At 65.2% G+C, this 25096-nt stretch carries 20 protein-coding genes; 8 read left to right on the forward strand and 12 right to left on the reverse strand.

Going from position 1 to position 25096, the window contains the following annotated elements:
* The first annotated feature begins 114 nt into the window (after positions 1 to 114).
* Genes coxB through SB786_RS03165 form a run of 4 tightly spaced genes read left to right on the forward strand, consistent with a single transcriptional unit; the run spans position 115 to position 5817 of the window.
* Entirely contained in the window at positions 115 to 1182 is a 1068-nt protein-coding gene (coxB, locus tag SB786_RS03150) for a cytochrome c oxidase subunit II (RefSeq protein ID WP_410726136.1), read from the forward strand.
* Between the two features lie 14 nt (positions 1183 to 1196).
* Positions 1197 to 3836 (forward strand): cytochrome c oxidase subunit I, encoded by a 2640-nt coding sequence (ctaD, locus tag SB786_RS03155; RefSeq protein WP_410726137.1) that lies wholly within the window; start codon positions 1197 to 1199, stop codon positions 3834 to 3836.
* Positions 3833 to 4234, forward strand: a complete 402-nt coding sequence (locus tag SB786_RS03160) for a cytochrome C oxidase subunit I (protein ID WP_410726138.1) — start codon at positions 3833 to 3835, stop codon at positions 4232 to 4234. The genes ctaD and SB786_RS03160 overlap by 4 nt, the downstream gene beginning before the upstream one ends.
* On the forward strand, positions 4225 to 5817 hold the full coding sequence (locus SB786_RS03165) for a c-type cytochrome (RefSeq protein ID WP_410726139.1): 1593 nt from the start codon (positions 4225 to 4227) through the stop codon (positions 5815 to 5817). Before SB786_RS03160 ends, SB786_RS03165 begins: the two co-directional genes overlap by 10 nt.
* Before the next feature lie 365 nt (positions 5818 to 6182).
* Here the strand turns inward: SB786_RS03165 and SB786_RS03170 are convergent, their stop codons facing one another.
* The gene (locus tag SB786_RS03170; RefSeq protein WP_410726140.1) at positions 6183 to 7643 is read right to left on the reverse strand and encodes an efflux transporter outer membrane subunit; all 1461 of its coding nucleotides are present in this window, start codon (positions 7641 to 7643) and stop codon (positions 6183 to 6185) included.
* A gap of 76 nt (positions 7644 to 7719) precedes the next feature.
* On the opposite strand from SB786_RS03170, the gene SB786_RS03175 reads away from it, so the two are divergent.
* The 4 genes from SB786_RS03175 to SB786_RS03190 all read left to right on the forward strand — a co-directional run bounded on the left by SB786_RS03175 (position 7720) and on the right by SB786_RS03190 (position 13505).
* Complete coding sequence (locus tag SB786_RS03175; protein ID WP_410726141.1) at positions 7720 to 8337, forward strand: TetR/AcrR family transcriptional regulator; 618 nt, start codon at positions 7720 to 7722, stop codon at positions 8335 to 8337.
* An 82-nt stretch (positions 8338 to 8419) separates the two neighbouring features.
* Positions 8420 to 9529, forward strand: a complete 1110-nt coding sequence (locus tag SB786_RS03180) for an efflux RND transporter periplasmic adaptor subunit (RefSeq protein WP_410726142.1) — start codon at positions 8420 to 8422, stop codon at positions 9527 to 9529.
* On the forward strand, positions 9526 to 12663 hold the full coding sequence (locus tag SB786_RS03185; RefSeq protein ID WP_410726143.1) for an efflux RND transporter permease subunit: 3138 nt from the start codon (positions 9526 to 9528) through the stop codon (positions 12661 to 12663). The genes SB786_RS03180 and SB786_RS03185 overlap by 4 nt, the downstream gene beginning before the upstream one ends.
* A gap of 35 nt (positions 12664 to 12698) precedes the next feature.
* A complete protein-coding gene (locus tag SB786_RS03190; RefSeq protein ID WP_410726144.1) occupies positions 12699 to 13505 on the forward strand; it encodes an oxidoreductase in 807 nt (268 codons plus the stop codon).
* 115 nt (positions 13506 to 13620) lie between these two features.
* On the opposite strand, the gene SB786_RS03195 is transcribed toward SB786_RS03190, so the two are convergent.
* From SB786_RS03195 to SB786_RS03245, 11 genes are all read right to left on the reverse strand, one after another.
* Entirely contained in the window at positions 13621 to 14019 is a 399-nt protein-coding gene (locus SB786_RS03195; protein WP_410726145.1) for a RidA family protein, read from the reverse strand.
* Between the two features lie 115 nt (positions 14020 to 14134).
* A complete protein-coding gene (benD, locus tag SB786_RS03200; RefSeq protein WP_410726146.1) occupies positions 14135 to 14911 on the reverse strand; it encodes a benzoate diol dehydrogenase BenD in 777 nt (258 codons plus the stop codon).
* Positions 14908 to 15930 (reverse strand): benzoate 1,2-dioxygenase electron transfer component BenC, encoded by a 1023-nt coding sequence (gene benC / locus SB786_RS03205; RefSeq protein WP_410726147.1) that lies wholly within the window; start codon positions 15928 to 15930, stop codon positions 14908 to 14910. Before benC ends, benD begins: the two co-directional genes overlap by 4 nt.
* Before the next feature lie 38 nt (positions 15931 to 15968).
* Positions 15969 to 16457: a benzoate 1,2-dioxygenase small subunit gene (benB, locus tag SB786_RS03210; RefSeq protein WP_006753839.1), complete on the reverse strand. Its 489-nt coding sequence runs from the start codon at positions 16455 to 16457 to the stop codon at positions 15969 to 15971.
* Positions 16454 to 17812, reverse strand: a complete 1359-nt coding sequence (locus tag SB786_RS03215) for a Rieske 2Fe-2S domain-containing protein (protein ID WP_410726148.1) — start codon at positions 17810 to 17812, stop codon at positions 16454 to 16456. The genes benB and SB786_RS03215 overlap by 4 nt, the downstream gene beginning before the upstream one ends.
* A 117-nt stretch (positions 17813 to 17929) precedes the next feature.
* On the reverse strand, positions 17930 to 18880 hold the full coding sequence (gene catA, locus SB786_RS03220) for a catechol 1,2-dioxygenase (protein ID WP_410726149.1): 951 nt from the start codon (positions 18878 to 18880) through the stop codon (positions 17930 to 17932).
* A gap of 49 nt (positions 18881 to 18929) precedes the next feature.
* On the reverse strand, positions 18930 to 20066 hold the full coding sequence (locus SB786_RS03225) for a muconate/chloromuconate family cycloisomerase (RefSeq protein WP_410726150.1): 1137 nt from the start codon (positions 20064 to 20066) through the stop codon (positions 18930 to 18932).
* A gap of 593 nt (positions 20067 to 20659) precedes the next feature.
* Complete coding sequence (locus SB786_RS03230; protein ID WP_212083463.1) at positions 20660 to 21616, reverse strand: hypothetical protein; 957 nt, start codon at positions 21614 to 21616, stop codon at positions 20660 to 20662.
* Between the two features lie 74 nt (positions 21617 to 21690).
* Entirely contained in the window at positions 21691 to 22368 is a 678-nt protein-coding gene (locus SB786_RS03235) for a DGQHR domain-containing protein (protein ID WP_410726151.1), read from the reverse strand.
* Positions 22369 to 22377: 9 nt separating this feature from the next.
* The gene (locus tag SB786_RS03240; RefSeq protein WP_410726152.1) at positions 22378 to 22836 is read right to left on the reverse strand and encodes a hypothetical protein; all 459 of its coding nucleotides are present in this window, start codon (positions 22834 to 22836) and stop codon (positions 22378 to 22380) included.
* A gap of 559 nt (positions 22837 to 23395) precedes the next feature.
* A complete protein-coding gene (locus SB786_RS03245) occupies positions 23396 to 24577 on the reverse strand; it encodes a hypothetical protein (RefSeq protein ID WP_410726153.1) in 1182 nt (393 codons plus the stop codon).
* Positions 24578 to 25096: the final 519 nt, after the last annotated feature.

Here is a 25096-nt window from a genome sequence, read left to right on the forward strand (position 1 = left end):
CGGACGTTGCCCACGCAATCTTCGAGCCATGCGCAAACGCGCGGCGTGCGCACGGAAATTGCTCCGCCGCGAACGGTTTGTCGTCATGCCGTCGAATCATGGCAAGGAGTCGCGTTGCTCGTTTCGCCGTTCGCCCAAGCGCGCCGTATCGCGTGCATAGCTTCCGTCGCATGCGTCGTCGCTCCGGCGGCTGCGCGTGCGGCCAGCGAGTTCCGCGAATTCGGTGAAGCCACCGCCGGACCCGCCGGACCGCTGCCGCTCGCGTACGTCGCGCACGCGGCCGGCCCCGCCGCGCGTCCGGTGTTCGTGCTCGGCTGGGCGCTCGTCGCACTGTGCACGTTCGTGTGCATCGCGATCGCGGTGTTGCTGCTGATCGCGATATTTCGCCGCCGCGCGCACGCAGACGGCGCCCGGCGCAGCGGGCTGGCGATCGTGACGGTCGGCTCCGCGATCTCGATCGTGCTGCTGTTCGCCGCGCTCGTATATATGCTGCGCGTACTCGGCGTGGTCGCGGCGCCGCCGCGCCCGCCGGCGCTGACGATCGTCGTGACCGCGCACGACTGGTGGTGGGCCGTCCGCTATCCGGACGACGCGAGCGGCGCCGCGTTCGTCACCGCCAACGAGATCCACATCCCGGTGGGCGAGCCCGTCGCGATCGAACTGAACAGCGCGGACGTGATTCATGCGTTCTGGGTTCCGCAGCTGGCCGGTAAAACGCAGACGATTCCCGGCCAGACCAACCATCAATGGCTGCAAGCCGACCGGCCCGGCGTCTATCGCGGACAGTGTTCGCAATACTGCGGCGCGCAGCACGCGCACATGGCGTTCGAGGTCGTGGCCGAGCCGCCCGATGCGTTTCGCGCGTGGCTGGCCGCGCAGCGGCAGCCGGCTCCCGCCCCCGCGGCCGGCGACGAGCAGCGCGGCCGGCACGTGTTCGCCACGCGCTGCGCGGGCTGCCACGCGGTGCGCGGCACCGATGCGGCGGGCGACGCGGGCCCCGACCTGTCGCATCTCGGATCGCGCCGGCTGCTCGCGGCCGGCACGCTCGACAACACGCCCGACAACCTGCGGCTCTGGATCGCGCACGCGCAGCAGATCAAGCCGCAGACGCTGATGCCGTCGTTCGCGCTCGCGCCGCGCGAGGCCGACGATCTCGCCGCCTATCTCGCGACGCTGCACTGAACGGAGGATCACGAATGGCCGTTGCCCACGACACGCCCACCGCGCTCAGCCGCGTGCCCGACCTCGGCGACGCGCCGCCAGGCTCCGCGCACGAACGCGCGCTCGCCGCGCTGTGGGAATCGGAACCCGGCTGGCGCGGCTGGCTCGGCACGGTCGACCACAAGCGCATCGGGCTGCGCTACATCGTCACCGCCTTCGCGTTCCTGCTGCTCGGCGGCGTCGAGGCGCTCGTGATGCGCATCCAGCTCGCGCGGCCGAACGCGACGGTGCTCACCCCCGCGCAGTACGACTCGCTGTTCACGATGCACGGCGTCACGATGATCTTCCTGTACGCGCTGCCGGTGCTGTCCGGCTTCGCGAACTACCTGTGGCCGCTGATGCTCGGCTCGCGCGACATGGCGTTCCCGCGGCTCAATGCCTTTTCGTACTGGGCGTTCCTGTTCGCCGGGCTGTTCCTGTACGCGAGCTTTCCGCTCGGCGCGGTGCCCGACGGAGGCTGGTTCAACTACGTGCCGCTCACGTCGCTCGACTACAGCGCCGGCGCGAACATCGACATCTATGCGCTCGGGATGATCCTGCTCGGCATTTCGACGACCGGCGGCGCGGCGAACTTCATCGTCACGCTGCTGCGCATGCGCGCGCACGGGATGTCGATCGACCGGCTGCCGATCATCGTATGGGGCACGCTGACCGCATCGGTCGCGAACCTCGTCGCGGTGCCGTCGGTGAGCCTCGCGTTCCTGCTGCTGTGGCTCGACCGCAATGCCGGCACGCATTTCTTCGACGTCGCGAACGGCGGCCGGCCGCTGCTGTGGCAGCACCTGTTCTGGATGTTCGCGCACCCGTGGGTGTACGTGGTCGTGCTGCCCGCGATGGGCATCGTGTCGGACGCGCTGCCGACCTTCTGCCGGCGGCCGCTCGTCGCGTACGAGGCCGTCGCGGTGTCGACGGTGGCGACGATGCTGATCGGCTTCGAGGTGTGGGTGCACCACATGTTCGCGACCGGCATCGCGCCGCTCGCGCTCGCGTTCTTCGGCGCGGCGAGCATGCTGATCTCGATCCCGAGCGCGGTCGCGGTGTTCGCGTGGCTCGCGACGATCTGGACCGGCCGCCCGGTGTTCCGCACGCCGTTCCTGTATTTCGCGGGCTTCGTGCTGATGTTCGTGATCGGCGGCGTGTCCGGCGTGATGACGGCCGCGGTGCCGCTCGACTGGCAGTTGACCGACACGTACTTCGTCGTCGCGCACCTGCATTACGTGCTGCTCGGCATCAACGTGTTCCCGGTGCTCGGCGGCGTCACGTACTGGTTCCCGAAGTTCACCGGGCGGATGATGAACGAGCGCTTCGGACGCCTGACGTTCTGGGTCGTGCTGGTCGGCTTCAACCTCGGCTTCTTCCCGATGCACGTCGCCGGGCTGCTCGGGATGCCGCGCCGCATCTATACCTATCCGTCCGGGATGGGCTGGGATACGTCGAACCTGCTGACCACGATCGGCTCGTTCATCTTCGGCATCGGCATCGTGATGTTCGTCGTCAACGCGCTCGTCAGCGCGCGGCGCGGTGCGCGTGCCGGCGAGAATCCGTGGGGCGGGGCCGGGCTCGAATGGTCGGTCGCGTCGCCGACGCCCGTGTACAACTTCGCGGTGCTGCCGCTCGTCGGCTCACGGCATCCGCTGTGGGAAACGCGCAAGGATCCGAAGCGCACCAGCATGCGCGTCGGCTACCGGCTTGCCGACGGCCGCGAGGCGCTCGCCGTCACGCCGCTCACGGCAAAGCCGAGCGCGATCCTGAAGATGCCGGAGGACAGCTGCGTGCCATTCGTGCTCGCGCTGCTTGCCACGGCGGTGTTCGCGGCGATGCTGGCGCGCTCGCCGACGCTCGTCTGCGTGGCCGTCGCCGGTTGCGCGATCGTGACCGCCGTCTGGCTGTGGCCGCGCAGCACGCTCGGGCAGCGCGCGCACCTGCCGGCCCGCGACGACACGCAGGCGCCGTCGGCCGCGGCCGGCGTGTATCCGGGCGAACCGCCGTCGGCCACGGTGCGGGCGGGCGCGCCGGCCGCGTGCGTCGAACCGCTGCCGGTCGGCAGTTGCGGCGAACGCGCGGGCGGGTGGGGGGGCGTCATCACGCTGATCGTGACCGAGGCCGGACTGTTCGGCTACCTGCTGTTCTGCTACTTCTACCTGCAGTCGCAGTCGTCCGCGCCGTGGCCGCCCGAAGGGATGCCGAAGATCGGCCTCGCGGCCGGCAACACGGTCGTGCTGCTGTCGAGCAGCGGGTTCGTGTGGCTCGCCGAGCGCGCGGTGCGGGCCGGCAAGCGGCCGCGCGCGGTGGCCGCGCTCGCCGTCGCGCTGGTGCTCGGCGTCGCGTTCGCGCTGGTTCAACTGCACGAATGGCGCGACCATCCGTATGGCCCGACCGTACACCTGTACGGCAGCCTGTACTTCACGATCACCGGCTTTCACCTCGCGCACGTGGTGGCCGGGCTCGTGATCCTCGCGCTGCTCGCCGGCTGGACGGCCGCCGGCTTCTTCAGCGGCGAGCGGCGCGTCGCGCTGACGGTCGGCGGGCTCTACTGGCACTTCGTCGACATCGTGTGGCTGTTCATCTTCACCGCGCTGTACGTGTCGCCGTACTGGCTCAGGAGGTCGGGATGAACGGCGCGCACCGCTCGTGGACCCCGTTGCTCGCGATCGCGGCCGGCCTGATCGGCGCGCCCGCGCTGTGGTTCGCGCAGATGCTCGCGTCCGAGACGCTCGCGTCGACCGCGTGCTATCCGCTCGGCGTCGCGCAGGCCGTGCCGCGCTGGGCGCACGTGGGCGTGTGGCTCGCGCTGATCGCCGCATGCGCGTTCGCGCTGGCGGCGGCGTTCGCCACCTGGCTGGTGCGCACGTGGCAACGCAGGCACGACGCCAACCTTCAGGCCGCGACCCGCGACGACAGCACGCGCTTCCTCGCGCGCTGCGGGATGCTCGCCGCGCTCGGGTTCGTGATCGGTCTCGTGTTCACGGGCATCGTGTCGGCTTTCGTGGGGCCGTGCAGTCCATGGCGCTGATCTCGTTTGCTTCGTTCCGCTTTCCCGGGCGCGCGATCAGCGCCATCAGCGCCGTACTCGCCGCGTGCGTCGCGCTCGCCGCCTGCGACATGCGGCAGGACGACCATCCGGTGTCCGGCGGCGATACGGCCGACGCCGCGTCGGCGGCGGAAGCACCCGAACCCGCGTCGAGCTGGCGCTTCGTGCGGATCGGTGCGTTGGCGGCCGATGCCGGCGCGTCGATGTCGGCTCGCGTGAAAGAGGATCGCCGGCTTTCCGGGCCGCCTGCTGCGGCGTCGGCGGCTGCGTCGTCGGTGTCGGCCCCATTGCCCGCCGCGCCATCGGATGCGGCATCCGCCAGGGCGGCCCGACGCCCGATGGTCGCCGCTGCCGCCGCGAACGCGGACGCCGCGACGATCGCGCGCGGCCGCTACCTCGCGTTCGCCGGCGACTGCGCGGCCTGCCACGACGCGGCCGATCACACGCCGTACGCGGGCGGCCAGCCGGTGAATTCGCCGTTCGGGCCGATCTATGCGCCGAACATCACGCCGGATCCGGCGCACGGAATCGGCCACTACACGCTGCGGCAGTTCGACGACGCGTTGCGGCGCGGTGTGCGCGCGGACGGCAGCCGGCTGTATCCGGCGATGCCCTACCCGTCGTTCGCGCGGATGACCGACGCCGACGTGCGTGCGCTCTATGCGTATTTCATGCGCGGCGTCGCGCCGTCCGCGAACGCCGCAAAGCTCACGCGGCTGCCGTTTCCGTTCAACCAGCGCTGGGTGCTCGGGCTATGGAGCGTCGCGTTCGCGAACCGCGACCGGTTCGTGCCGCAACCGTCGCAATCGGCGCAATGGAATCGCGGCGCGTATCTCGTGCAGGGGCTCGGCCACTGCGGCGCGTGCCATACGCCGCGCGGCCCGGCCTACAACGAGCGAGGCTACGACGAGCGTAGCCCGGCGTTCCTGACCGGCGGCATCAACGATCACTGGTTCGCGCCGAACCTGACCGGCGCGGATGCGGACGGCCTCGGCCGCTGGACGATCGACGATCTCGCGGCCTTCCTTCGCAGCGGTCATGCGGTGCGCGGCGCGGTGTTCGGCGCGATGGCGCCGGTCGTCGAAGAGAGCACCGCGCTGCTCAGCGACGACGATCGTCACGCGATCGCCGTGTACCTGAAATCGTTGCCCGCGCAACCGACTGCCGCGACGAACCCGCTGGGCGTCGGCGTCCCGCGCCTGACGGCCGCAGGGCCGCGGCCGGAAGGCGGTCAGCAGGCGCCGGGCGCCGGCGTGTATGCGGGGTTCTGCGCGCGCTGTCACGGCGCGGACGGCGCCGGCGTGCGCGATCACGGCCCGCCGCTCGCGGGCAATTCGGCCGTGCTCGCGGCCGATCCGACGAGCGCGATCCGGATCGTCGTCGAAGGCGCGCGGCCGGCGCCCGGCACGAACGGCCCCGTGCAGCGGATGCCCGCGATGCGCGGCGCGCTGACGAGCAGCGAAATCGCGGCAGTGGTCAGCTATGTGCGCGGCGCGTGGGGGAATCGCGCCGCGCCGGTGTCGGAGCAGGATGTGAAGCGGCTGCGGGCGGCGATTCATCGATAACGGTGTGCATGCGGGCCGCTCCCGGCGCGATGCCGGCGCGGACCAGCCCGATCCGATTCGCCGACCGCGATTCACGTCAACGTGCGATTCACGTCATTGGTCCATCACCCCGCCGTGGTCGCACGTTCGCACCACTGCTCGATGACGCGCACTGTCGGATCGCGCCGTTCGTCGCATCGTGCATTCAGGCGTTGCCGGAGCGGCGCATCGCGCATCGCGTGCGCGTTCATCGCGTTCATCGCGTTCATCGCGTTCATCGCGTGCAGCCAGCGTGCAGCCCGCGTGCGCGACGATATCCACGACGCGGGTCGCGCAGCCGGCCCTTTTTGGCGATAACAGGCATTGGCCGCATTCCGACAGAGTCACTACCGCATCGCCACCGCTTCCGATCCCGGCGCCTGCCATCCGCCGCCGAGGGCCTTGAATGCGGCGACCGCCGCGCGTGCGGATTCGGTTTGCGCCTGCACGCGTTGGTCGGAAGCACGCAGCAGGCTTTCATCGGCCTGCAGCACCTCGATCAGGCTGACGACGCCTTTCTGGTACGCCGCGAACGACGCGGCTCTCGCCCGGCCCAGCGAATCCACGCCGCCGGCGAGCACGGCCGCCTGCTCGTCGCGCTTGACGAGCGCCGAGAACGCGTTTTCGACGTCCTCGGTCGCGTGCAGCGCCGCGAGCCGATACGCGGCCAGCATTTCGGCATCCTGCCCTTTGGCCTGCGCGATCTGCGCATTGATCCGGCCGAAGTCGAACAGCCGCCAGCGCAGGCCGAGCACGCCCGCGGCCTGGTTGGCGCCGCCGGTAAACAGGTTGCCCGCGCCCATCGTCGTCGCGCTGCCGATCAGCCCGCTCAGCGAGAACTTCGGGTAATACTCGGCGATGGCCACGCCGATGCGCGCGTTCGCCGCCGCCACGCGCCGCTCGGCCACGATCAGGTCGGGCCGCCGCCTGAGCAGTTCACCGGGCGTTCCCGTTGCAGCGATCCGCGGCGCAACCGGCACGTCGCCGCCGTCGAGCAATTCCGCCCGATGCGTGCCGGGCTGCGAACCGAGCATCACGTCGAGCGCATTCATCGCCGTGTCGAGCGCCGCTTCGAGCACCGGCACCGTGGCGCGAACCTGCGCGAGCGCGCCTTCGGCCTGCCTGACCTGAAGCTCCGCCGCGAGACCCTTGCCATACAGCAGACTGATGGTCGACAGCAGGTCCTGCTCGGTCTGCACCTGGTGCCGCGCGACCTTCAGCCGGCCCTGCAATCCGCGAATCGTGATGTAGATGTCCGCGGTTTGCGCGGCGACGGCAAGGCGCGTCGCCACCGCGCCGGCTTCCGACGCCTGGTAGTCGGCGAGCGCCGCTTCGCGGCCGCGGCGCAACCCGCCGAACACGTCCAGTTCCCAGCTCGCGTTGAAGTCGGCCTCATAGTCGCTGCCGTGACGCTCGAAACCGGGCGCCGAATTCAGCACGCGGCCCAACGGCGTTTCGACCGACTGGTAGACGCGCGCCGCCTGACCACTCACGTCGCCCGAAGGCAGCAGCGCGGCATTCGCCGCACTCAGCCCCGCGCGCGCCTGCGCGACGCGTGCCGCGGCCTGCGCGAGATCGAGGTTCTGCGCCAGAGCCAGCGTGACGTAGCGCGTCAGTTGCGGATCGCCGAACCCCGTCCACCACGTCGCGAGGTCGGCATCGGCGGCCGCGTGCCGCTGGTCCACGGCGGCCTGGCCCAGGAACCGCTGCGGCATCGCGACGTCCGGGCGCACGTAATCGGGGCCGACGGCGCAACCCGCCAACAGGACGGCAACAAGAACCGCGGCAACGACGGGTTTGGGTAGCATGACGGTTTTCGCAAGAATTCGATAGTGACTATAATACCAAATAGTCACTCGTTGTCCATCCTGTCGGCTGCAGCCCATGAAAAAACCCGCTTCTTCCCCGGTCCCCGCTCGGGGGCCGGCCGACCACGACGTTCGGGACCAGATCGTCGTTGCCGCCACCGAGCACTTCAGCCGGTACGGCTATGAAAAGACGACCGTGTCCGATCTCGCGAAGGCGATCGGCTTCTCGAAGGCCTATATCTACAAGTTCTTCGAGTCGAAACAGGCGATCGGCGAAATGATTTGCGCGAACTGCCTGCACGAGATCGAAACCGAGGTGCGCGCGGCCGTTGCCGACGCCGAATTGCCGACCGAAAAACTGCGGCGGATGTTCAAGGTCTTTACCGAAGCGAGCCTGCGGCTGTTCTTCCGCGACCGCAAGCTCTACGACATCGCCGCATCGGCCGCCACCGGCAACTGGCAGTCGGTGCAGGCCTACGAAGCGCGCGTGCAGAAGCTGCTGCAGGACGTACTGCAGGCAGGCCGCCAAAACGGCGAGTTCGAGCGCAAGACACCGCTGGACGAAACCGCGATGGCGATCTACCTGGTGATGCGCCCGTACCTGAATCCGCTGCTGCTGCAATACAACCTCGACACGACCGACGCCGCGCCCGCGCAGTTGTCGAACCTCGTTCTGCGTAGCCTCGCCCCGTGATACGTCACCGATTGTGACCATTGACTAATTTAGTCACTCGATCCACAATGAAAGCCCCGAACACTTCGTCACTGGGTCTTTCATGGTCAGGCGTCGCCTCGCTCTCCTCGCAGTCGCTTCCGCACTGCCGCTCGCGCTAGCCGCGTGCAGCGGAAAAGCGCCTTCCGATCCGCGCACGGAAGCGCCGCTCGTGCGTACCGCCGTCGTGCAGGCGGCCGTTCCCGCGTCGCGCGCGTTTACCGGCACCGTCGCCGCCCGCGTGCAGAGCGACCTCGGGTTCCGCGTGTCCGGCAAGGTGCAGGAACGGCTCGTCGATGCCGGTCAGACCGTACGGCGCGGCCAGCCGCTCATGCGGCTCGACCCCGTCGACCTGAAGCTCGCGGCACGCGCACGCGACGAGGCCGTGACCGCCGCGCGGGCCCGCGCGCGGCAGACCGCCGAGGACGAAGCCCGCTACCGCGACCTGCGCGGCACCGGAGCGATATCGGCATCGGCCTATGACCAGATCAAGGCGGCGGCCGACGCCGCGAAGGCGCAACTGAGCGCCGCCGAGGCCGACGCGAACGTGTCGCGCAATGCGACGGGCTATGCGGAACTCGTCGCGGACGGCGACGGCGTCGTGATGGAAACGCTCGCCGAGCCCGGTCAGGTGGTCAGCGCGGGCCTGCCGGTGGTGCGCCTCGCGCACGCCGGCAGCCGCGAGGCCGTGATCCAGCTGCCTGAAACCCTGCGCCCGGCGATCGGATCGAGCGCGCAGGCCGAGTTGTTCGGCAAGCAGGACGCGAGCGTTCCCGCGACGCTGCGCCAGCTCTCCGATACCGCGGATGCCAGAACCCGCACGTTCGAAGCGCGCTATGTGCTGCAGGGGGCATTGGCCGGCGCACCGCTGGGTGCGACCGTGACGATCCGGATCGCGGACGGCGCGCCGCAAGCGGCCCTGCAGGTGCCGATCGGCGCGCTGCTGGACACCGGCAAGGGGCCTGGCGTGTGGGTCGTCGCCGGCAATCCGGCCAGGGTGGCGTGGCGGCCGGTCAAGCTCGAGCATCTGGACGACGACAGCGCCCGCGTGTCCGGCGCGCTGAAGCAAGGCGAGCGCGTCGTCGCACTCGGCGCCCACTTGCTGCGCGAAGGCGAGGCGGTCCGCGTGTCGGCGCAGGCCGTCGCGCTCGCAAGCGAAGGAGCACGGCCGTGAGCGAGCACCGCTTCAACCTGTCGGCGCTCGCGGTGCGCGAGCGCGCGGTCACGCTGTTCCTGATCTGCCTGATCTCGCTCGCCGGGCTCGTGTCGTTCTTCAAGCTGGGCCGCGCGGAAGACCCGGCCTTCACGGTCAAGGTGATGACCATCGTCACCGCGTGGCCCGGCGCGACCGCGCAGGAAATGCACGATCAGGTCGCCGAAAAGATCGAAAAGCGCATGCAGGAGCTGCGCTGGTACGACCGCACCGAAACCTACACGCGCCCCGGCCTCGCGTTCACGACGCTGACGTTGCTCGACAGCACGCCGCCGTCCGAGGTGCAGGAGCAGTTCTATCAGGCGCGCAAGAAAATCGGCGACGTGGCGAACGATCTCCCGTCGGGCGTGATCGGCCCGATGGTCAACGACGAATATGCGGACGTCACGTTCGCCCTCTTCGCGCTGAAGGCCAAGGGCGAGCCGCAGCGCCTGCTGGTGCGCGACGCGGAGACGCTGCGCCAGCGGCTGCTGCACGTGCCGGGCGTGAAGAAGGTCGACATCATCGGCGAGCAGGCGGAGCGCATCTATATCCAGCTGTCGCACGACCGGCTCGCGACGCTCGGCGTGAGCCCGCAGGACGTGTTCGCCGCGCTCAACGGCCAGAACGCGCTGACGCCGGCCGGCTCCGTGGAAACGCGCGGCCCGGAAATCTTCATTCGCGTGGACGGCGCGTTCGACAAGCTGCAGAAGATTCGCGACACGCCCATCGTCGCGCAGGGCCGCACGCTGAAACTGTCGGACATCGCCACCGTCGAGCGCGGTTACGAAGACCCGTCGACGTTCCTGATCCGCAACAACGGCGAACCCGCGCTGCTGCTGGGCATCGTGATGCGCGACGGCTGGAACGGGCTCGACCTCGGCCGCGCGCTCGACCACGAAGTCGGCGCGATCAATACCGGCCTGCCGCTCGGCATGAGCCTGACCAAGGTGACCGACCAGTCCGTGAACATCAGCTCCGCCGTCGACGAGTTCATGGTGAAGTTCTTCGCCGCGCTGCTCGTGGTGATGCTGGTGAGCTTCGTCAGCATGGGTTGGCGCGTGGGCCTCGTCGTCGCCGCGGCCGTGCCGCTGACGCTCGCCGTGGTGTTCGTCGTGATGGCCGCGACCGGCAAGAACTTCGACCGCATCACGCTCGGCTCGCTGATCCTCGCGCTCGGCCTGCTGGTCGACGACGCGATCATCGCGATCGAGATGATGGTCGTGAAGATGGAGGAAGGCTACGACCGCGTGGCCGCGTCGGCCTACGCGTGGAGCCATACGGCCGCGCCGATGCTGGCCGGCACGCTGGTGACCGCGGTCGGCTTCATGCCGAACGGCTTCGCGCGCTCCACCGCGGGCGAATACACCAGCAACATGTTCTGGATCGTCGGGATCGCGCTGATCGCATCGTGGGTCATCGCGGTGGCCTTCACGCCCTACCTCGGCGTGAAGATGCTGCCGGACTTCAAGAAGTTCGAAGGCGGTCACGATGCGATCTACGACACGCCCCGCTACAACCGCTTCCGCCAACTGCTGACGCGCGTGATCGCCCGCAAATGGCTGGTCGCCGGTTCGGTCGTCGGCCTGTTCGTGCTCGCGATTCTCGGCATGGCGATCGTCAAGAAGCAGTTTTTCCCCATCTCCGATCGCCCCGAGGTGCTGATCGAGGTGCAGATGCCGTACGGCACGTCGATTTCGCAAACCAGCGCCACCACGTCGAAGGTCGAGGCATGGCTCGCCGGACAGAAGGAGGCGCGGATCGTCACCGCGTACGTCGGCCAGGGGGCGCCGCGCTTCTATCTGGCGATGGGGCCGGAGCTGCCCGATCCGTCGTTCGCGAAGATCGTGGTGCGCACCGACAGTCAGGAGGCACGTGATGCATTGAAGGCGCGACTGCGAAAAGCCATCGCCGACGGCCTCGCGCCCGAAGCGCGCGTGCGCGTCACGCAACTCGTGTTCGGTCCGTATTCGCCGTTCCCGGTGGCCTACCGGATCACCGGCCCCGATCCGGACACGCTGCGCGGCATCGCGACCGACGTGCAGCGCGTGATGACTGGCAGCCCGATGATGCGCACGGTCAATGCCGACTGGGGCACGCGCGCGCCGACGCTGCACTTCACGTTGCAACAGGATCGCCTGCAGGCAGTCGGCTTGACGTCGGGCGCGGTCGCGCAGCAACTGCAGTTCCTGCTCACCGGTGTGCCCGTCACGGCGGTGCGCGAGGATATTCGAACCGTGCAGGTGATCGCGCGTTCGGGCGGCGATACGCGGCTCGACCCGGCGCGGCTCGACGACTTCACGCTCGCCGGCGCGAACGGCCAGCGCATTCCGCTGTCGCAGGTCGGCAAGGTCGACGTGCGAATGGAGGAGCCGATCATGCGCTGGCGCGATCGCGTGCCGACCGTCACGGTACGCGGCGACATCGCCGATGGCTTGCAGCCGCCTGACGTATCGGCGGCGATCACGAAGGCGCTGCAACCGATCGTCGACAAGCTGCCGAGCGGTTATCGGATCGAGCAGGCCGGCTCGATCGAGGAATCGGGCAAGGCGACGACGGCGATGCTGCCGCTGTTCCCGATCATGCTCGCCATCACGCTCGTCATCATCATCTTTCAGGTGCGCTCGATCTCCGCGATGGTGATGGTGTTCCTGACGAGCCCGCTCGGGTTGATCGGCGTGGTGCCCACGCTGATCCTGTTCCGGCAGCCGTTCGGCATCAACGCGCTGGTCGGGCTCATTGCGCTGTCGGGGATCCTGATGCGCAACACGCTGATCCTGATCGGGCAGATCCATCAGAACGAACACGCGGGGCTGGACCCGTTCCATGCGGTCGTCGAAGCCACCGTGCAGCGGGCCCGCCCGGTCATCCTGACCGCGATGGCCGCCGTGCTCGCGTTCATTCCGCTCACCCATTCGGTGTTCTGGGGAACGCTTGCATACACGCTGATCGGCGGCACGTTCGCCGGCACGGTCCTCACGCTGGTGTTCCTGCCGGCGATGTATGCGATCTGGTATCGAATCCGGCCCGGCCATGCCGCCGGTTCGCGCCGTGGCGAGGACGAGGCGTCGTCTCCCGAACCTACGCTTGCACCCGCGCTCGACGCGCGCGATTGATACCCAACCCCGCTCACGTATCGAAGGAAACAGCCATGTCGAACCCCACCGTTGTCGTCGTGACCGGCGTGTCGTCGGGCATCGGGCGCGCCGCCGCCGAGAAGTTCGCCAGGCGCGGGTGCCGCGTGTTCGGCACCGTGCGCAGTGTCGCGCGCACGGCGCCCGTCGCCGGCGTCGAGCTGATCGAGATGGACGTTCGCGACGACGCGTCCATTCGATCCGCAATCCTTCAGATTGTCGAGCGCGCCGCGCGGATCGACGTGCTCGTCAACAATGCCGGCACGAGCCTGATCGGCGCGGTGGAAGAGACCTCGGTGGACGAAGCGGCGGCCTTGTTCGACACCAACGTCTTCAGCATCGTGCGCACGGTGCAGGCGGTGCTGCCTCATATGCGGAAACAACGCGGCGGACGCATCGTCAACGTCAGTTCGGTGCTCGGCTTTTTGCCGGCGCCGTACATGGGGCTCTATTCGGCGTCGAAGCATGCGGTCGAGGGGCTGACCGAAACGCTCGATCACGAGGTGCGCCAGTTCGGCGTCCGCGCGACGCTGGTCGAACCGTCGTTTACGCGGACCAACCTGGACGTCAATGCGCCGCACGCGAGCGCGAGGATCGCCGACTACGACCGCGAGCGCGCGCTGGCGTCGCGTGCCGTCGTCAACAGCGTGAAAGCCGCGCCGGAACCCGACGGCGTGGCGGCCACCATCGTCGAAGCAGCGCTCGGCACCTGGCGCATGCGGCGCACGCCGACCGGCGAGGCGTCGCTTTTGCGCACGTTGCGGCGTTTCATGCCGGCCGGCCCGGTCGATTCGAGTCTGCGGAAAAAATTTCGGCTTGGGTAATGCGGCGGGTCGGTGAAACGACTTCGAACCACGCGTGCGTCATCAAAACCGGCGGCATCGGCGGTAGGCCCGCGTGGCGCGTTTGGCCCGCATCGCCCGTCGCGCTGCGGGGCGATCAGGGTTGCAGCACCGCGACGGCCTTGATTTCGACGATGTAACCCGGTGAGCCACCCAGCATGTGCGCACCGACGGCGGTCCACGCCGGCCGCGGATGGGCATGGAAATAGCGGTCGCGCACCTGCATGAACAGCGGCAGGTCACGCATGTCGGTGTGGAACGTCGTCAGGTCGACCACGTCGTCGAGCGAAGCGCCGCCGGCCTCCAGCACGCGCTTCAGGTTCTCGAACGCCTGCACGATCTGCGCTTCGCGCCCTTCCACCAGTTGCATCGCGGCATCACGGCCGATCTGGCCGGACACGTAGACGGTATCGCCGACCTTGATCGCCGGTGCATAGCCGATTTTTTCGTACACGGCTTCCATTCCGGCCGGAATGATCGCTTCGCGTTTGCGCATGAGTATCTCCGTGGCCGGGCTCGCGGCGCCGGCCGGTTATGTGAGTATCGAATGGCGTGCCCGCGCGGCTGCGGCACGTGCACGCATGAGGCACGGTTCGCCAAGCGGCCGTCGCTCAACCCGTATCGCCGCCCGCGACCGGCAGCACCGTGCCGGTGATGTAGCTCGCCTCCTCGGACGCGAGGAACAGGATCGGCGCGATCTGTTCGTCGAGGCTGCCGTAGCGCTTGAAGAACGTCGAGTCGGTCACCTGCCGCACCGCTTCGGCCATCCACGCCTGTTCCTGCTCGCTGTCGCCGGCCGCATTGCGCGGCACGCGGCGCGGCGGCGCGGCGGTGCCGCCGGGCGCGGTCGCGACCACGCGGATGCCGTGCTCCGCGTATTCCATCGCGAGCGCCGCCGTCAGCGCATTGACGCCGCCCTTCGCGGCCGAGTACGGCACGCGGCGAATCCCGCGCGTCGCGTTCGACGAGATGTTGACGATCGTGCCGCCGCCGCGCGCGATCAGATGCGGCAGCACGGCATGGCAGGTATAGAGCGTCGGCATCAGCGAACGGCGGATCTCCGCGTCGATCTGCGCCGGTTCGAATTCGGCGAACGGCCGCATCCGGATCGCGCCGCCGACGCCGTTGATCAGCACGTCGATGCCGCCGAACGTCTGCACCGCACACGCGATCGCCGCCTGCGCGCCTTCATACGTTTCGAGATCGGCGACGAAGCCGGCCGTGTTGCCGCCCGGCGCTTCGGCCGCCACGTCGGCGACGAAATCCGCTCGATCGACGAACAGCACCCTTCCGCCCTCTTCCGCCGCGCGCAGCGCGACCCCGCGGCCGATGCCCTGCGCCGCGCCGGTGACGACCACGACCTTTCCGGAGAATCGTTGCATGGTCATGCCGCCTTTGCCGTCACGTTCGGCGTGAACTTCTCGTAGTGGAAGCTGTGGGGCTTCACGCCCTGGTCGTCGAAGTACTGGCGCACCGCATCGACCATCGGCGGCGGCCCGCACAGGTAGACGTCCACGTCGCCGTCGTTCAGCGCATCGGCCGGAATGTGCTGCGTGACCCAGCCCTTGCGCGCATGGCTCGACGCCGCATCGGCGACGACGGTCGCGAAGCTGAAGTTCGGCAGCTTCGCCGCATACGCTTCGATCGCGTCGACCAGCACCAGGTCGAGATCGCGCGTCACGCCGTAGATCAGGTGCACCTTCTGCTGCGAGCCGCCGCGCGCGAGCACCTCCAGCATCGACAGGAACGGCGCGAGGCCCGTGCCGCCCGCGAGGAACAGCAGCGGCCGCGCGACGTCGCGCAGGTAGAAGCTGCCGAGCGGCCCGTTCAGCTCGAGCATGTCGCCGGGCGCCGCCGATTCGAGCCACGTGCTCATCACGCCGCCGGGAATCTTCTTGATCAGGAATCCGATCTTCGTGTCGCCCGGCGCGGACGAGAACGAGTACGACCGATGCTGGCCGCTGCCCGGCACGCCGATGTTCACGTACTGGCCCGGCAGGAACGCCGGCGCGGCCGCGTCGACGTCGAGCTCGAGCACGATCGCCGCGTCGTTGTGCGGCTCGACCCGCGTCACGGTCGCGGCAAACGCGCCGTGGCCGGTCTTGCATGCGACCGACGAGGTCGGCACCGCAATCACGCAATCGCCTTGCGGCACCATCTGGCACGTCAGCACGAGGCCGCCGTCCTTCTCGTCCTCGGTGAGCGCGTCGTCGATGTAATCGTCGCCGAGGTCGTAGCTGCCGCTTTCCGCGCGGCACTTGCAGGTGCCGCACACGCCGTCGGAGCAGTCCATCGGCAGGTTGATCTTCGCGCGAAACGCGGCGTCGAGCACCTTCTCGCCGGCCTTGCAGTCGATGAAGCGGGTGACCCCGTCCTCGAAGTTCAGTGCAATCTTGTAGGTGGACATGACCTCGTCTCCCTCGGTTACTGTCGAAACAATCGGCGTCAGACGTGATACACGTCGAGCACCTGCCGGATATAGTCGTTCTTCAGCACGATCTTCTTGTGCGAGATCAGCAGCGCGTCGTTCACCTTGCGCAGCGTGACGAACATCGTGCCGAAGTAGTGATCGGTCACGCGGTAGCGATGGTTGAGCGTGTCGAAGTTGTAGCGCACGTCAACCTCGCCGTCGCGCTCGGCCAGCACCTCGACGTTCGTCACGTTGTGGCTGGTGCGCGGCTCGGGCGTCGACGCGCCGCTGCGCTCGGTCTTGATCCGGAACACGCGATCCTCGAGGCCGCCGCGATCCGCGTAGTACATCAGCGAGATCTCGCTTTGCGGATCGTCGGTCGGCCGGTCGTCGTCGTCCCACGCGGGCATCCAGTACGTGACGTCCTCCGTGTAGCAGGTCAGCCACTCGTCCCACTCGCGATCGTCGAGCAGGCGCGCTTCGCGATACAGCGCCGCGCAGATGGTCCGGTAATCGATGTTCATGCCGCCACCTCCGCGCGTTCCTTCTTCAGTGCATCGCGCATCACGTGCACCCAGTGTTCGTGCTGGCACACGAACAGCCCTTCGTCCTCGCTGCGCTCGCCCGAAATGCGCGGGTTCAGCCCCATCTTCTTCGCGTTCTCGTCCGGCCCGTGGATCCACAGCGGCGCGCCGCGCGACAGGTCGTTCCACATCGCCGTGATGCCCGCGTAGCCGGCCTGGCAAGCGCGGAATTCCTCGAGATCGTCGGCCGTGCCCATCCCGGTCACGTTGAAGAAATCCTCGTACTGGCGAATCCGCGTCGTGCGGTCGGCTTCGCTCTCGCCCTTCGGCGCGAAGCAGAAGATGCTGACTTCGGTCTTGTCGACGCCAAGCGGACGCACCACGCGGATCTGTGTGCTGAACTGGTCCATCAGGAACACGTTCGGGTACACGCACAGGTTGCGCGTCTGGTTCACGATGAAGTCGGCCTGCGCCGCGCCCACGCGCGCCTCGATTTCGTCGCGGTGCCGGTACACGGGCCGCACTTCCGGGTTCATCGTCTTGGTCCACAGCAGGATGTGCCCGTTGTCGAAGCCGTACACGCCCGCGACCGACTTGCTCCAGCTGTTCGCATCGACGGCCTTGGTGCCGTCTTCCTTGCGGCGGCCCATCGTCGCCGCGTAGTTCCAGTGCACGGTGCTCACGTGATAGCCGTCGCAGCCGTTCTCCATCTGCATCTTCCAGTTGCCTTCGTAGATGTAGGAGGAGTTGCCGCGCAGCACTTCGAGCCCGTTCGGCGCCTGGTCGACGATCTGGTCGATGATCACGCGCGCCTCGCCGAGGTAGTCCTCGAGCGGCAGCACGTCGTCGCTGAGGCTGCCGAACAGGAAGCCGCGATAGCTCTGGAAGCGCGCGACTTTCTTCAGGTCGTGCGAGCCGTGCGTGTTGAACTGCACCGGATACTCGGTCGTCTTCTCGTCCTTCACCTTCAGCAGCTTGCCGGTGTTCGAGAAGGTCCAGCCGTGGAACGGGCACGTGAAGCTGCCCTTGTTGCCGTGCTTGCGGCGGCACAGCATCGCGCCCTTGTGCGCGCAGGCATTGATCACCGCGTGCAGCTCGCCGGCCTTGTCGCGCGTGATGACGACCGGCTGGCGGCCGATCCACGTCGTGTAGTAATCGTTGTGGTTCGGGATCTGGCTCTCGTGCGCGAGGTACACCCAGTTGCGCTCGAAGATGTGCTTCATCTCGAGCTCGTACAGCGCCTCGTTCGTGAAGATGTCGCGGCGGCAGCGGAAAATGCCGGCCTCCTTGTCGTCCTGCACGGCGGTGGCGAGCAGGTGGTCCAGTTCGGTGGTGGGGTCGATCGTGGCGGACATGTTGGTTCCTCCTGTGCGCGTGCCGGGTCCTGCAAGCACGCTCGCATCGGTGTCGATTGAATCTCGGGGACCGGCCGGCAGCGGCGTCGCACGCGCGCCGCCGTGCCGTCGGGCGGGTTATGCCGTGGCGGAAGCGCGCAGGCGTTCGACGATCTGGTTGTCCTTGCCCTCGACGCGCGGCGTCAGGACGAAGTCGAACTCGATGTCTTGATAGGAGTCGGCCTTCAGCCCGAGCGCGGCGCCGCCGGCCGTGGTCGTGACGGGCGGAATCAGCTCCTCGCGCGTCGCATACGCGAAGTCGTCCCAGATCAGCGGATCGCCTTCGATGTTGAACTGCGTCGTCAGCTTGCGGTGGCCGTCGCTGGTCACGAAGAAGTGCACGTGCGCCGGTCGGTTGCCGTGACGGCCGAGGCGATCCAGCAGCTGCTGCGTCGCGCCCTGGGGCGGGCAGCCGTAGCCGACCGGCATCAGCGTGCGGAATTCGTACTTCCCGTCCGCGCCCGTCTTCACCGCGCCGCGCAGGTTGAAATCGCTCTGCTTGCCGGTCGGGTCGAAGTGCGAATAGAAGCCGTGCGAGTTCGCGTGCCAGCACTCGACCAGCGCGCCGGCCACCGGCTTGCCGTCGAGATCCTTCACCGTGCCGTGAATCACGAGCGGGCCCGCGCCTTCGTCCGCGTCGACGTCGATCTTCGCGACGCCCTCGCGCACCGGCGCGCCGGCGACGTACAGCGGGCCTTCGATCGTGCGCGGCGTGCCGCCGTCCAGGCCGATCGCCTCGTCCTCGGCGTCCATCCGGATGTCGAGATACTTCTCGAGGCCGAGGCCGGCCGCGAGCAGCGCCGCTTCGCCGTCCTGGCCGAGCTTGTTCAGGTAGTTCACGCCGGCCCACACTTCGTCGGGCGTGATGTCGAGGTCGTCGATCGCCTTGAACAGGTCACCGAGCAGCCGGTGGACGATCTGCTGCGTGCGCGCGTTGCCTTTCGTTCCTTTCGTGCGTTGTGCATCCGCGTTCGACGCGGCCTTCAGCAGATCCTGCACTTCCTTCGTTTCGAAAACTTTGACGCTCATGATGGTGTCTCCATGTGTATTTGGGAATGACGGTCTTTGCCTGACTCGGTTACCGCGCGACTTTCGTCAGCCCGTCGCGGGTGAAGCGCGCGACCTTCGCTTCGTCGAGTTCGATGCCGAGGCCCGGGCCAGTCGGCACGGTCAATTCGAAATCGCTGTAGTCGAGCGGGGTCGTGAGAATATCTTCCGTGATCAGTAGCGGTCCGAACAGTTCGGTGCCCCACTGCAGGTTCGCGAAGCTCGCGAACAAATGAGCGGACGCGACCGTGCTGAATGCGCCTTCGAGCATCGTGCCGCCATACAGCTCGATGCCCGCCGCATCCGCGATCGCCGCGACGCGCTGCGCGGCAAAGAGGCCGCCGCTCTGCTCGATCTTGATCGCGAACACGTCCGCGCCGTGATGCTTCGCGATCTCGAACGCGCTGTCCGGGCCCTGCAGGATTTCATCGGCCATCAGCGCGACCGGGAAACGGCGCATCAGCCGCGCGAGCGCCGCGGCCGACGCCACCGGCTGCTCGACCAGTTCGCAACCGGCATCGGCCAGCGCCGGAATCGCGCGCGCCGCCTGCGTTTCGCTCCAGGCCATGTTCACGTCGACGCGCACCGACGCGCGCTCGCCGAGCGCCCGCTTGATCTCGGCCACGTGCCGGATGTCGTCGGCGAGCGCCTTCGCGCCGATCTTCAGCTTGAACACGTTGTGGCGGCGCAGGTCGAGCATCCGCTCGGCCTCGGCGATATCGGTCGCCGTGTGGCCCGATGCGAGCGTCCAGGCGACTGGCAGGCGATCACGCCGGCGACCGCCGAGCAGCTCGCTGACCGGTACGCCTAGACGCTTGCCGTGCGCGTCGAGCAGCGCGGTTTCGAGCGCGCTCTTCGCGAAGTGATTGACCTTCGCGAGCTTGCCGAGGAACGCCATCAGCGTCTGGATGCACGTCGCATCCCGGCCGATGATCGCCGGCGCGAGGTACGCGTCGATCGCGAGCTTCATCGCTTCGGGGCTTTCCGGGCCGTAGGCCATCCCGGCGATCGTCGTGCCTTCGCCGAGGCCCGTCACGCCGTCGCTGCAGAGCACCTCCACCAGCATCAGCGTCTGGCCGTGCATGGTGGCGACCGACAGCTTGTGCGGACGGATCGTCGGCAGGTCGACGAGGCGGGTTTCAATGCGTTCGATGGTGATCGGGGACATGGGGTGCGCTGCGTGTGGGGAGTTCATGGAACGGATTTATACGCGGCGGCGAAATGGAGCGTCCAATACTTTTGGGCGGGGTTTTTGATACCTAGCGGGTATTGAAATTGGGTTTGACACGCGAAATCTTGCGCTGCGCCATACCTTTTTTGCTGGGTATGCGGGCTGGGAGGCTTGCTGGAGCGCGGTTGGGCGTGGGCTAGGTGTCGCGTGGGCGGAGGCGCAATACGGCTGCTTTCGGCAGTGGGAAAACCGGCTGAAACGGGTGGTATGCCTGACTCGATCAGGGTTTTCCTGAGGGCAAAACGGTGGGGGTGGGCGGGGGCTTCGGTGTGGGTTTCTGCGAACGACGGGATGGGGGGCGGTATGTGGGTAACGATGCTCGTCGCGGGTGCTCATCGTCTATCAGAAGATGAGGGCAGCTAGCGGCCAAGAGTTGTCGTTCGCCTTCACGACTACTTCGACGCTTGGATGTCCGCTCCACTCCAGTGGAGCAGCCCCCGTGCAAGGGCCGCTGTTATGCCGCGTCCCGATTGTCCCCCCACTATCGGCCACGGCATGCCAAGCAAATCCAGGAATGCTATCAACAGAAACTAGGCAGCAAGGAACGGCCAAACACTGTTCGCATCACTTGACGTCCGTGACCGGAGGTATCGGTCTCTCGTGCTTGCCCACCTCCTGTCAAGGCGGCGCTCAGCAATAACCTCATTGAGCAATGATGTCGTGAGTTCTTCGAAAATAAGAGCTTTCAGCGACAGCATTTTAGCGGCGGTCGCGAGGTAAGTTTGTGGTTCACTTCCAGGCATTACATCTCTGGCTAGACTCGAATATTTATCCGAAAGTGAACCCCAATCCTCCACATTTAACTTCCGAAAAAATGTGTAGATTTCGATCAGATCGACGCCATGCACGGATTGATACGTGAACCCCGGCTTGTAATTAACGGAATTACGCAGAGAACTCGGCCAGTTTGGCGCGCGAAAGGGGTCGTCCGCCAGACATCTGAAAATTGCAATCTCAGACATTTGCGCTGCGTTTGCCGATGTTGTGGACGCCGTTACCGCATCCAAATGGGGCCTAATTAGCTCGGTTACCAGTTTCCACGTTGCTTCATGGAAGCGCTCATCGCTCTGTTTCAGATAGAAGTCACGACGCGCTGAGCCTTGAATCGCGCCGACATGGAGCACATATGTTCCGCTCGTCGGCGCTTTGAGTCCCGTGCCAGCGACTAGGGCTTTCAGCGCCTGCTTGTCGAGGTACCACGCAGCTCTGCCAAGCAGACGAATAAACGCCAAGGCGCCGAACAGCGACCAATAGTAGGTTGTTACAAACAACCACGACGGACTGCAATCGTTATTGGCCGCGACGTTGACTTGTACCAAAGCCCGGTGTTCTGCCGCGTGGTCGAGGAGAGATTGCACCTCGTTGAGCAGGGCGGAAGCAAACGAGTACGGCGATGCTTGAAGCAAAAGGGCATACGGCCGGGGAGGCGCAAGAACGATCGCCTCGCCGGACTCCCGCCAAGACGTGAGGTTCCAGCCTTTGTCCATACTCCTTGTGTCGGCCGGCAACATATCTAGCGCGAACGCCAGAAAAGCCTGCCAGAGTCTACCAGATGGAAATTTCACAGCATGTCGTCCGTGAGCTTAACCACGCTAGCAAGCGATGCTTTCATCACCTGTTTCAGCGTCCCGCGCGTGGCAAGCGCTTGCCCACTGTAATCATATTTCGCCAGTGGCCGCACGACCTTTCGCAGCGACTCAGGTTTAGCATCACCAAACTGCGATATGCTTTGCCGAACAACGGACTCAAAAACCTCAAATATTGCCTCAAAAAAGGCTGAGCGAGTCAACAAGTGGTCGTTATCACCTAATTCTTCACTGAGAGCAATTAGGTAGTTCAAGACAAGTCCATATCGTTTTGTTGACGAAGTGTCGCGCAATAGGGGCCCGTCAAACAGAGGGTCAAGTGCCCGATTAAAAGTAACGCGCGATATTTTTCCAGTTACCGATTTTGCCGAACTCAATCGCCCAACCATTGGCGACCGAACGTCAGTGGCCAATTGATCGAAAATCTCGCGCATAATCCCTTCTTTTTGCGATTCAAGCTGAGCTACTTGCTTGATGTCGAGCAAAAGTGCTGCTGGCACACCCACTTGACGTGTGTTGATGTCGATGAAAAGTCGTGCTTCCTCCGTCCGCGAGAGGCCTTCATAAATGGCTACAGGGACGCGGTGCTCAATCCCGAAACGCTCTAAGCAGAGCTGATAACCCCATAATCGGTGTTGACCATCTAGGACCAAGAAGCTCCGCTACGAGCGATTAAAAGAAACGGACTTGCTCTTACGGTTGTACGAAAACCCGGATTCGGGCTGCGACGACAAAACGACGTTTGTAGGGATCGAGCCGTCACCATCCTTGAGATACTTTGCGATATCTTCAGCGCGTGACTTATTTAACTCTCTTTGAAAGCCGCGGATGCTGTCTTCTTTTCGGCGAGATACAAAACAATATTCGAACAGGTCTTTTACGGGGATTGTCGTAAAATAAAATTTATGCCTATTTTGCGTCAATAGAAGTGACGCATAAGTCGTCGATTTTCTGGAGGTAGACTTTTTTGCACTGCCTCCGACTTCGGCCTTGGTCGGAGCGGTTTCGGCCCGAGCCCTAGCTGCCGTCTTGACTGCAGTTTTGACTGGCGTCATTTCGTTTTCTGTCTTTTTTTTTGCTGTTGCCATGGTGGTTGAGCTCTTCTGAGTGCTCCGGTTCATTTGCGCCGCTCCGTTTGAAGCTGAGGCTGACGTGGGTGATTGTAGAACAAGTTCCTATGCGCCGAACCCAAAAGGGGCGAGTCGTCTTGTCACCTGTGAATGCCGGAGTGTCAGATGGCTCCGAGGGCTAACAAGTGATGCTCGGCCAACGACGATTGCGCATTAACTGCTCCGTGGTCGGAACGGGCGGTGGAAGTCGGCGGCTGATTGTCGTTGCAGCAATTCCCTCGTCGGCTTAGGCCTAGCGCCGGACCAAGGGATACACGCCACCGTCTGATGTTGATGGGAAGGCAGCCAGTCGCAGAATGGTGTCCGAGTGACTCTGATGGTGCGTGCGCCGGGCGGCGGCCGGCCGAGTTCGGCCATGACGCGCCGCTCACCTGTTCTTTTTCGCCATTCGTTCGACCGCTCCGCACCTGGCAGCGGACGTTCGAATCTGCTAGTCGACGCTGCACGCCTCGCGTCGACTAGGTCCAATTCTAAAAGCGCCTATGTCTCGCGTAGTTTCTCTCAGCCTTGACACACTCCGACAGTGGAATCGCTTGGCACGAATGGCACATCAAGGGTCGGGCCAGCCTGCCGGCTCCCAGTCACTTGTTGCCTCCTCTTCGTACTTCAGATCAGGGGTCAAACACTCATACGTCTGCCGCGCTCGCTCCTGAATAAGACGCCAAAATTCCGCCTTGAAAATAGTTACTGCTTGTTCGAAATTATCCAAAACAATGCTTATTGCTGCGGCCATCTCGGCCGCATCGCGAGCACTGTCTTCAAAGATTTTCTTCAATGCCTCCAGCGGGCGAGCCCATTTGACGGTAGCGTAGACGACATATTCGAATTTGCGCGTATATAAATTCAACGTGTACATACTGAAACTGCATCCATGGGTATCCCCATAGCGCATCCAGCCCCATTTCCACATCGTTTGCCTCCACGGACTAAACGAAGTGATACGGATTTTCAATGAATCGTCGGCATACTGGCAGTCGCCGTCGGGAGGCTCATTGGTCGACTGATCGATAGCAGCCTCCTCATGCTGCTTATCTCCAATCACCCCGGGCTGTACTGGAATAATATTAGTTGAAGTTTTTGGAGGCGGAGGTTCGTTTAGGTACGTGTCGCCGATATGCTTCAATCTATACCCTTTATCACGGAAGCTTTGGCCCTCCTTGAAAAGGTCAGGCACCGCTCCGCTCGCATCTTGTTCAAAGACGCGGTGTAGCCAGCGATCGCTCTCGTCGAAAAGCTGCTTAGAAATCCACTCAAACGTTACTGAGGTGAAAAGGTCAAACTCGCTTCCGTTGAGAGGAGGGGTGTGGGTGCTGTTGAATTTCGCGAGCTCCACCCCGAGATACTGAAGAACACTTCCGTGTTGGTCGAAGGAATACGCGGCAAAAGTCTCTTTGATTTTGTCTGCCACGACGGGGAATACTTCGCCTCGATCGATTCCCAAAACCGTCTCGAGAGTAACCGAGACTTTCGTCTGCATCGGAAGATTGATGTATATGTCTGTGAACGGCTGACCGTTTCTTTCTATCCTATACTGACGGCGAATCGCAGTGAAAATTGAATAAGTACCAAGTTTTCCTGGAAGGGATGATGTAGCCTCAGGCGTCATATGGCGCTGATTCAATTCCTCCTGTGCAGTTAACGTCGTTGAATCTCCGACCTTCCTTTGGTTGTCGTTTGCCCATTCTATCAGGTAGGGATCGTGCAGATTTATTGCTGAATTGGTTAATGCCATGTTAGGCTCCGTGGGGCACCGTCTAACTCGGACCGCGAACAGTAGATGAACGACTAGTATCGGCCTAAACAGACAATCCACGCAGCACTTCGATTGGGCGGAGCGTTCCTGTCGTTTAAAAAGTCCCGGATCATATGCGGAAGAGTCGACCATTTCGGTAATGTCGTCGAAGCCGTCCGAATATCGCCTGGAAGCCTCGTTGGCCGAGTTCTCTCGTCAAACTGATATTCTCGGGCATTCAAAAATCTTTGCTCTCTTTCATGGCGTTGGATAGGCGATCACTATCTTCCGACATGGACCTACCTACTTCTCTTAGGGCTTCTTGAACGGAATTCCCGAATTAGTCAGCGGAGGACAATTGCCCGCGCCGTTTAGATACCCTGGAACTGGTTCACACTTACCGTGGCAGCACGGGTGAGAGTTGTCACAGTCATCACCGGGCGATTGACAAAGAGGCGCCACGCCGGCTTTTGTCGCTGTGCTAGCATTTGGTTTTTGGGCTTCGCTTCGCGTCGGAGA

Origin of the sequence: Burkholderia sp. SIMBA_062 (assembly GCF_046534765.1) — a bacterium.
Taxonomy (GTDB): Bacteria; Pseudomonadota; Gammaproteobacteria; order Burkholderiales; family Burkholderiaceae; genus Burkholderia; species Burkholderia ambifaria.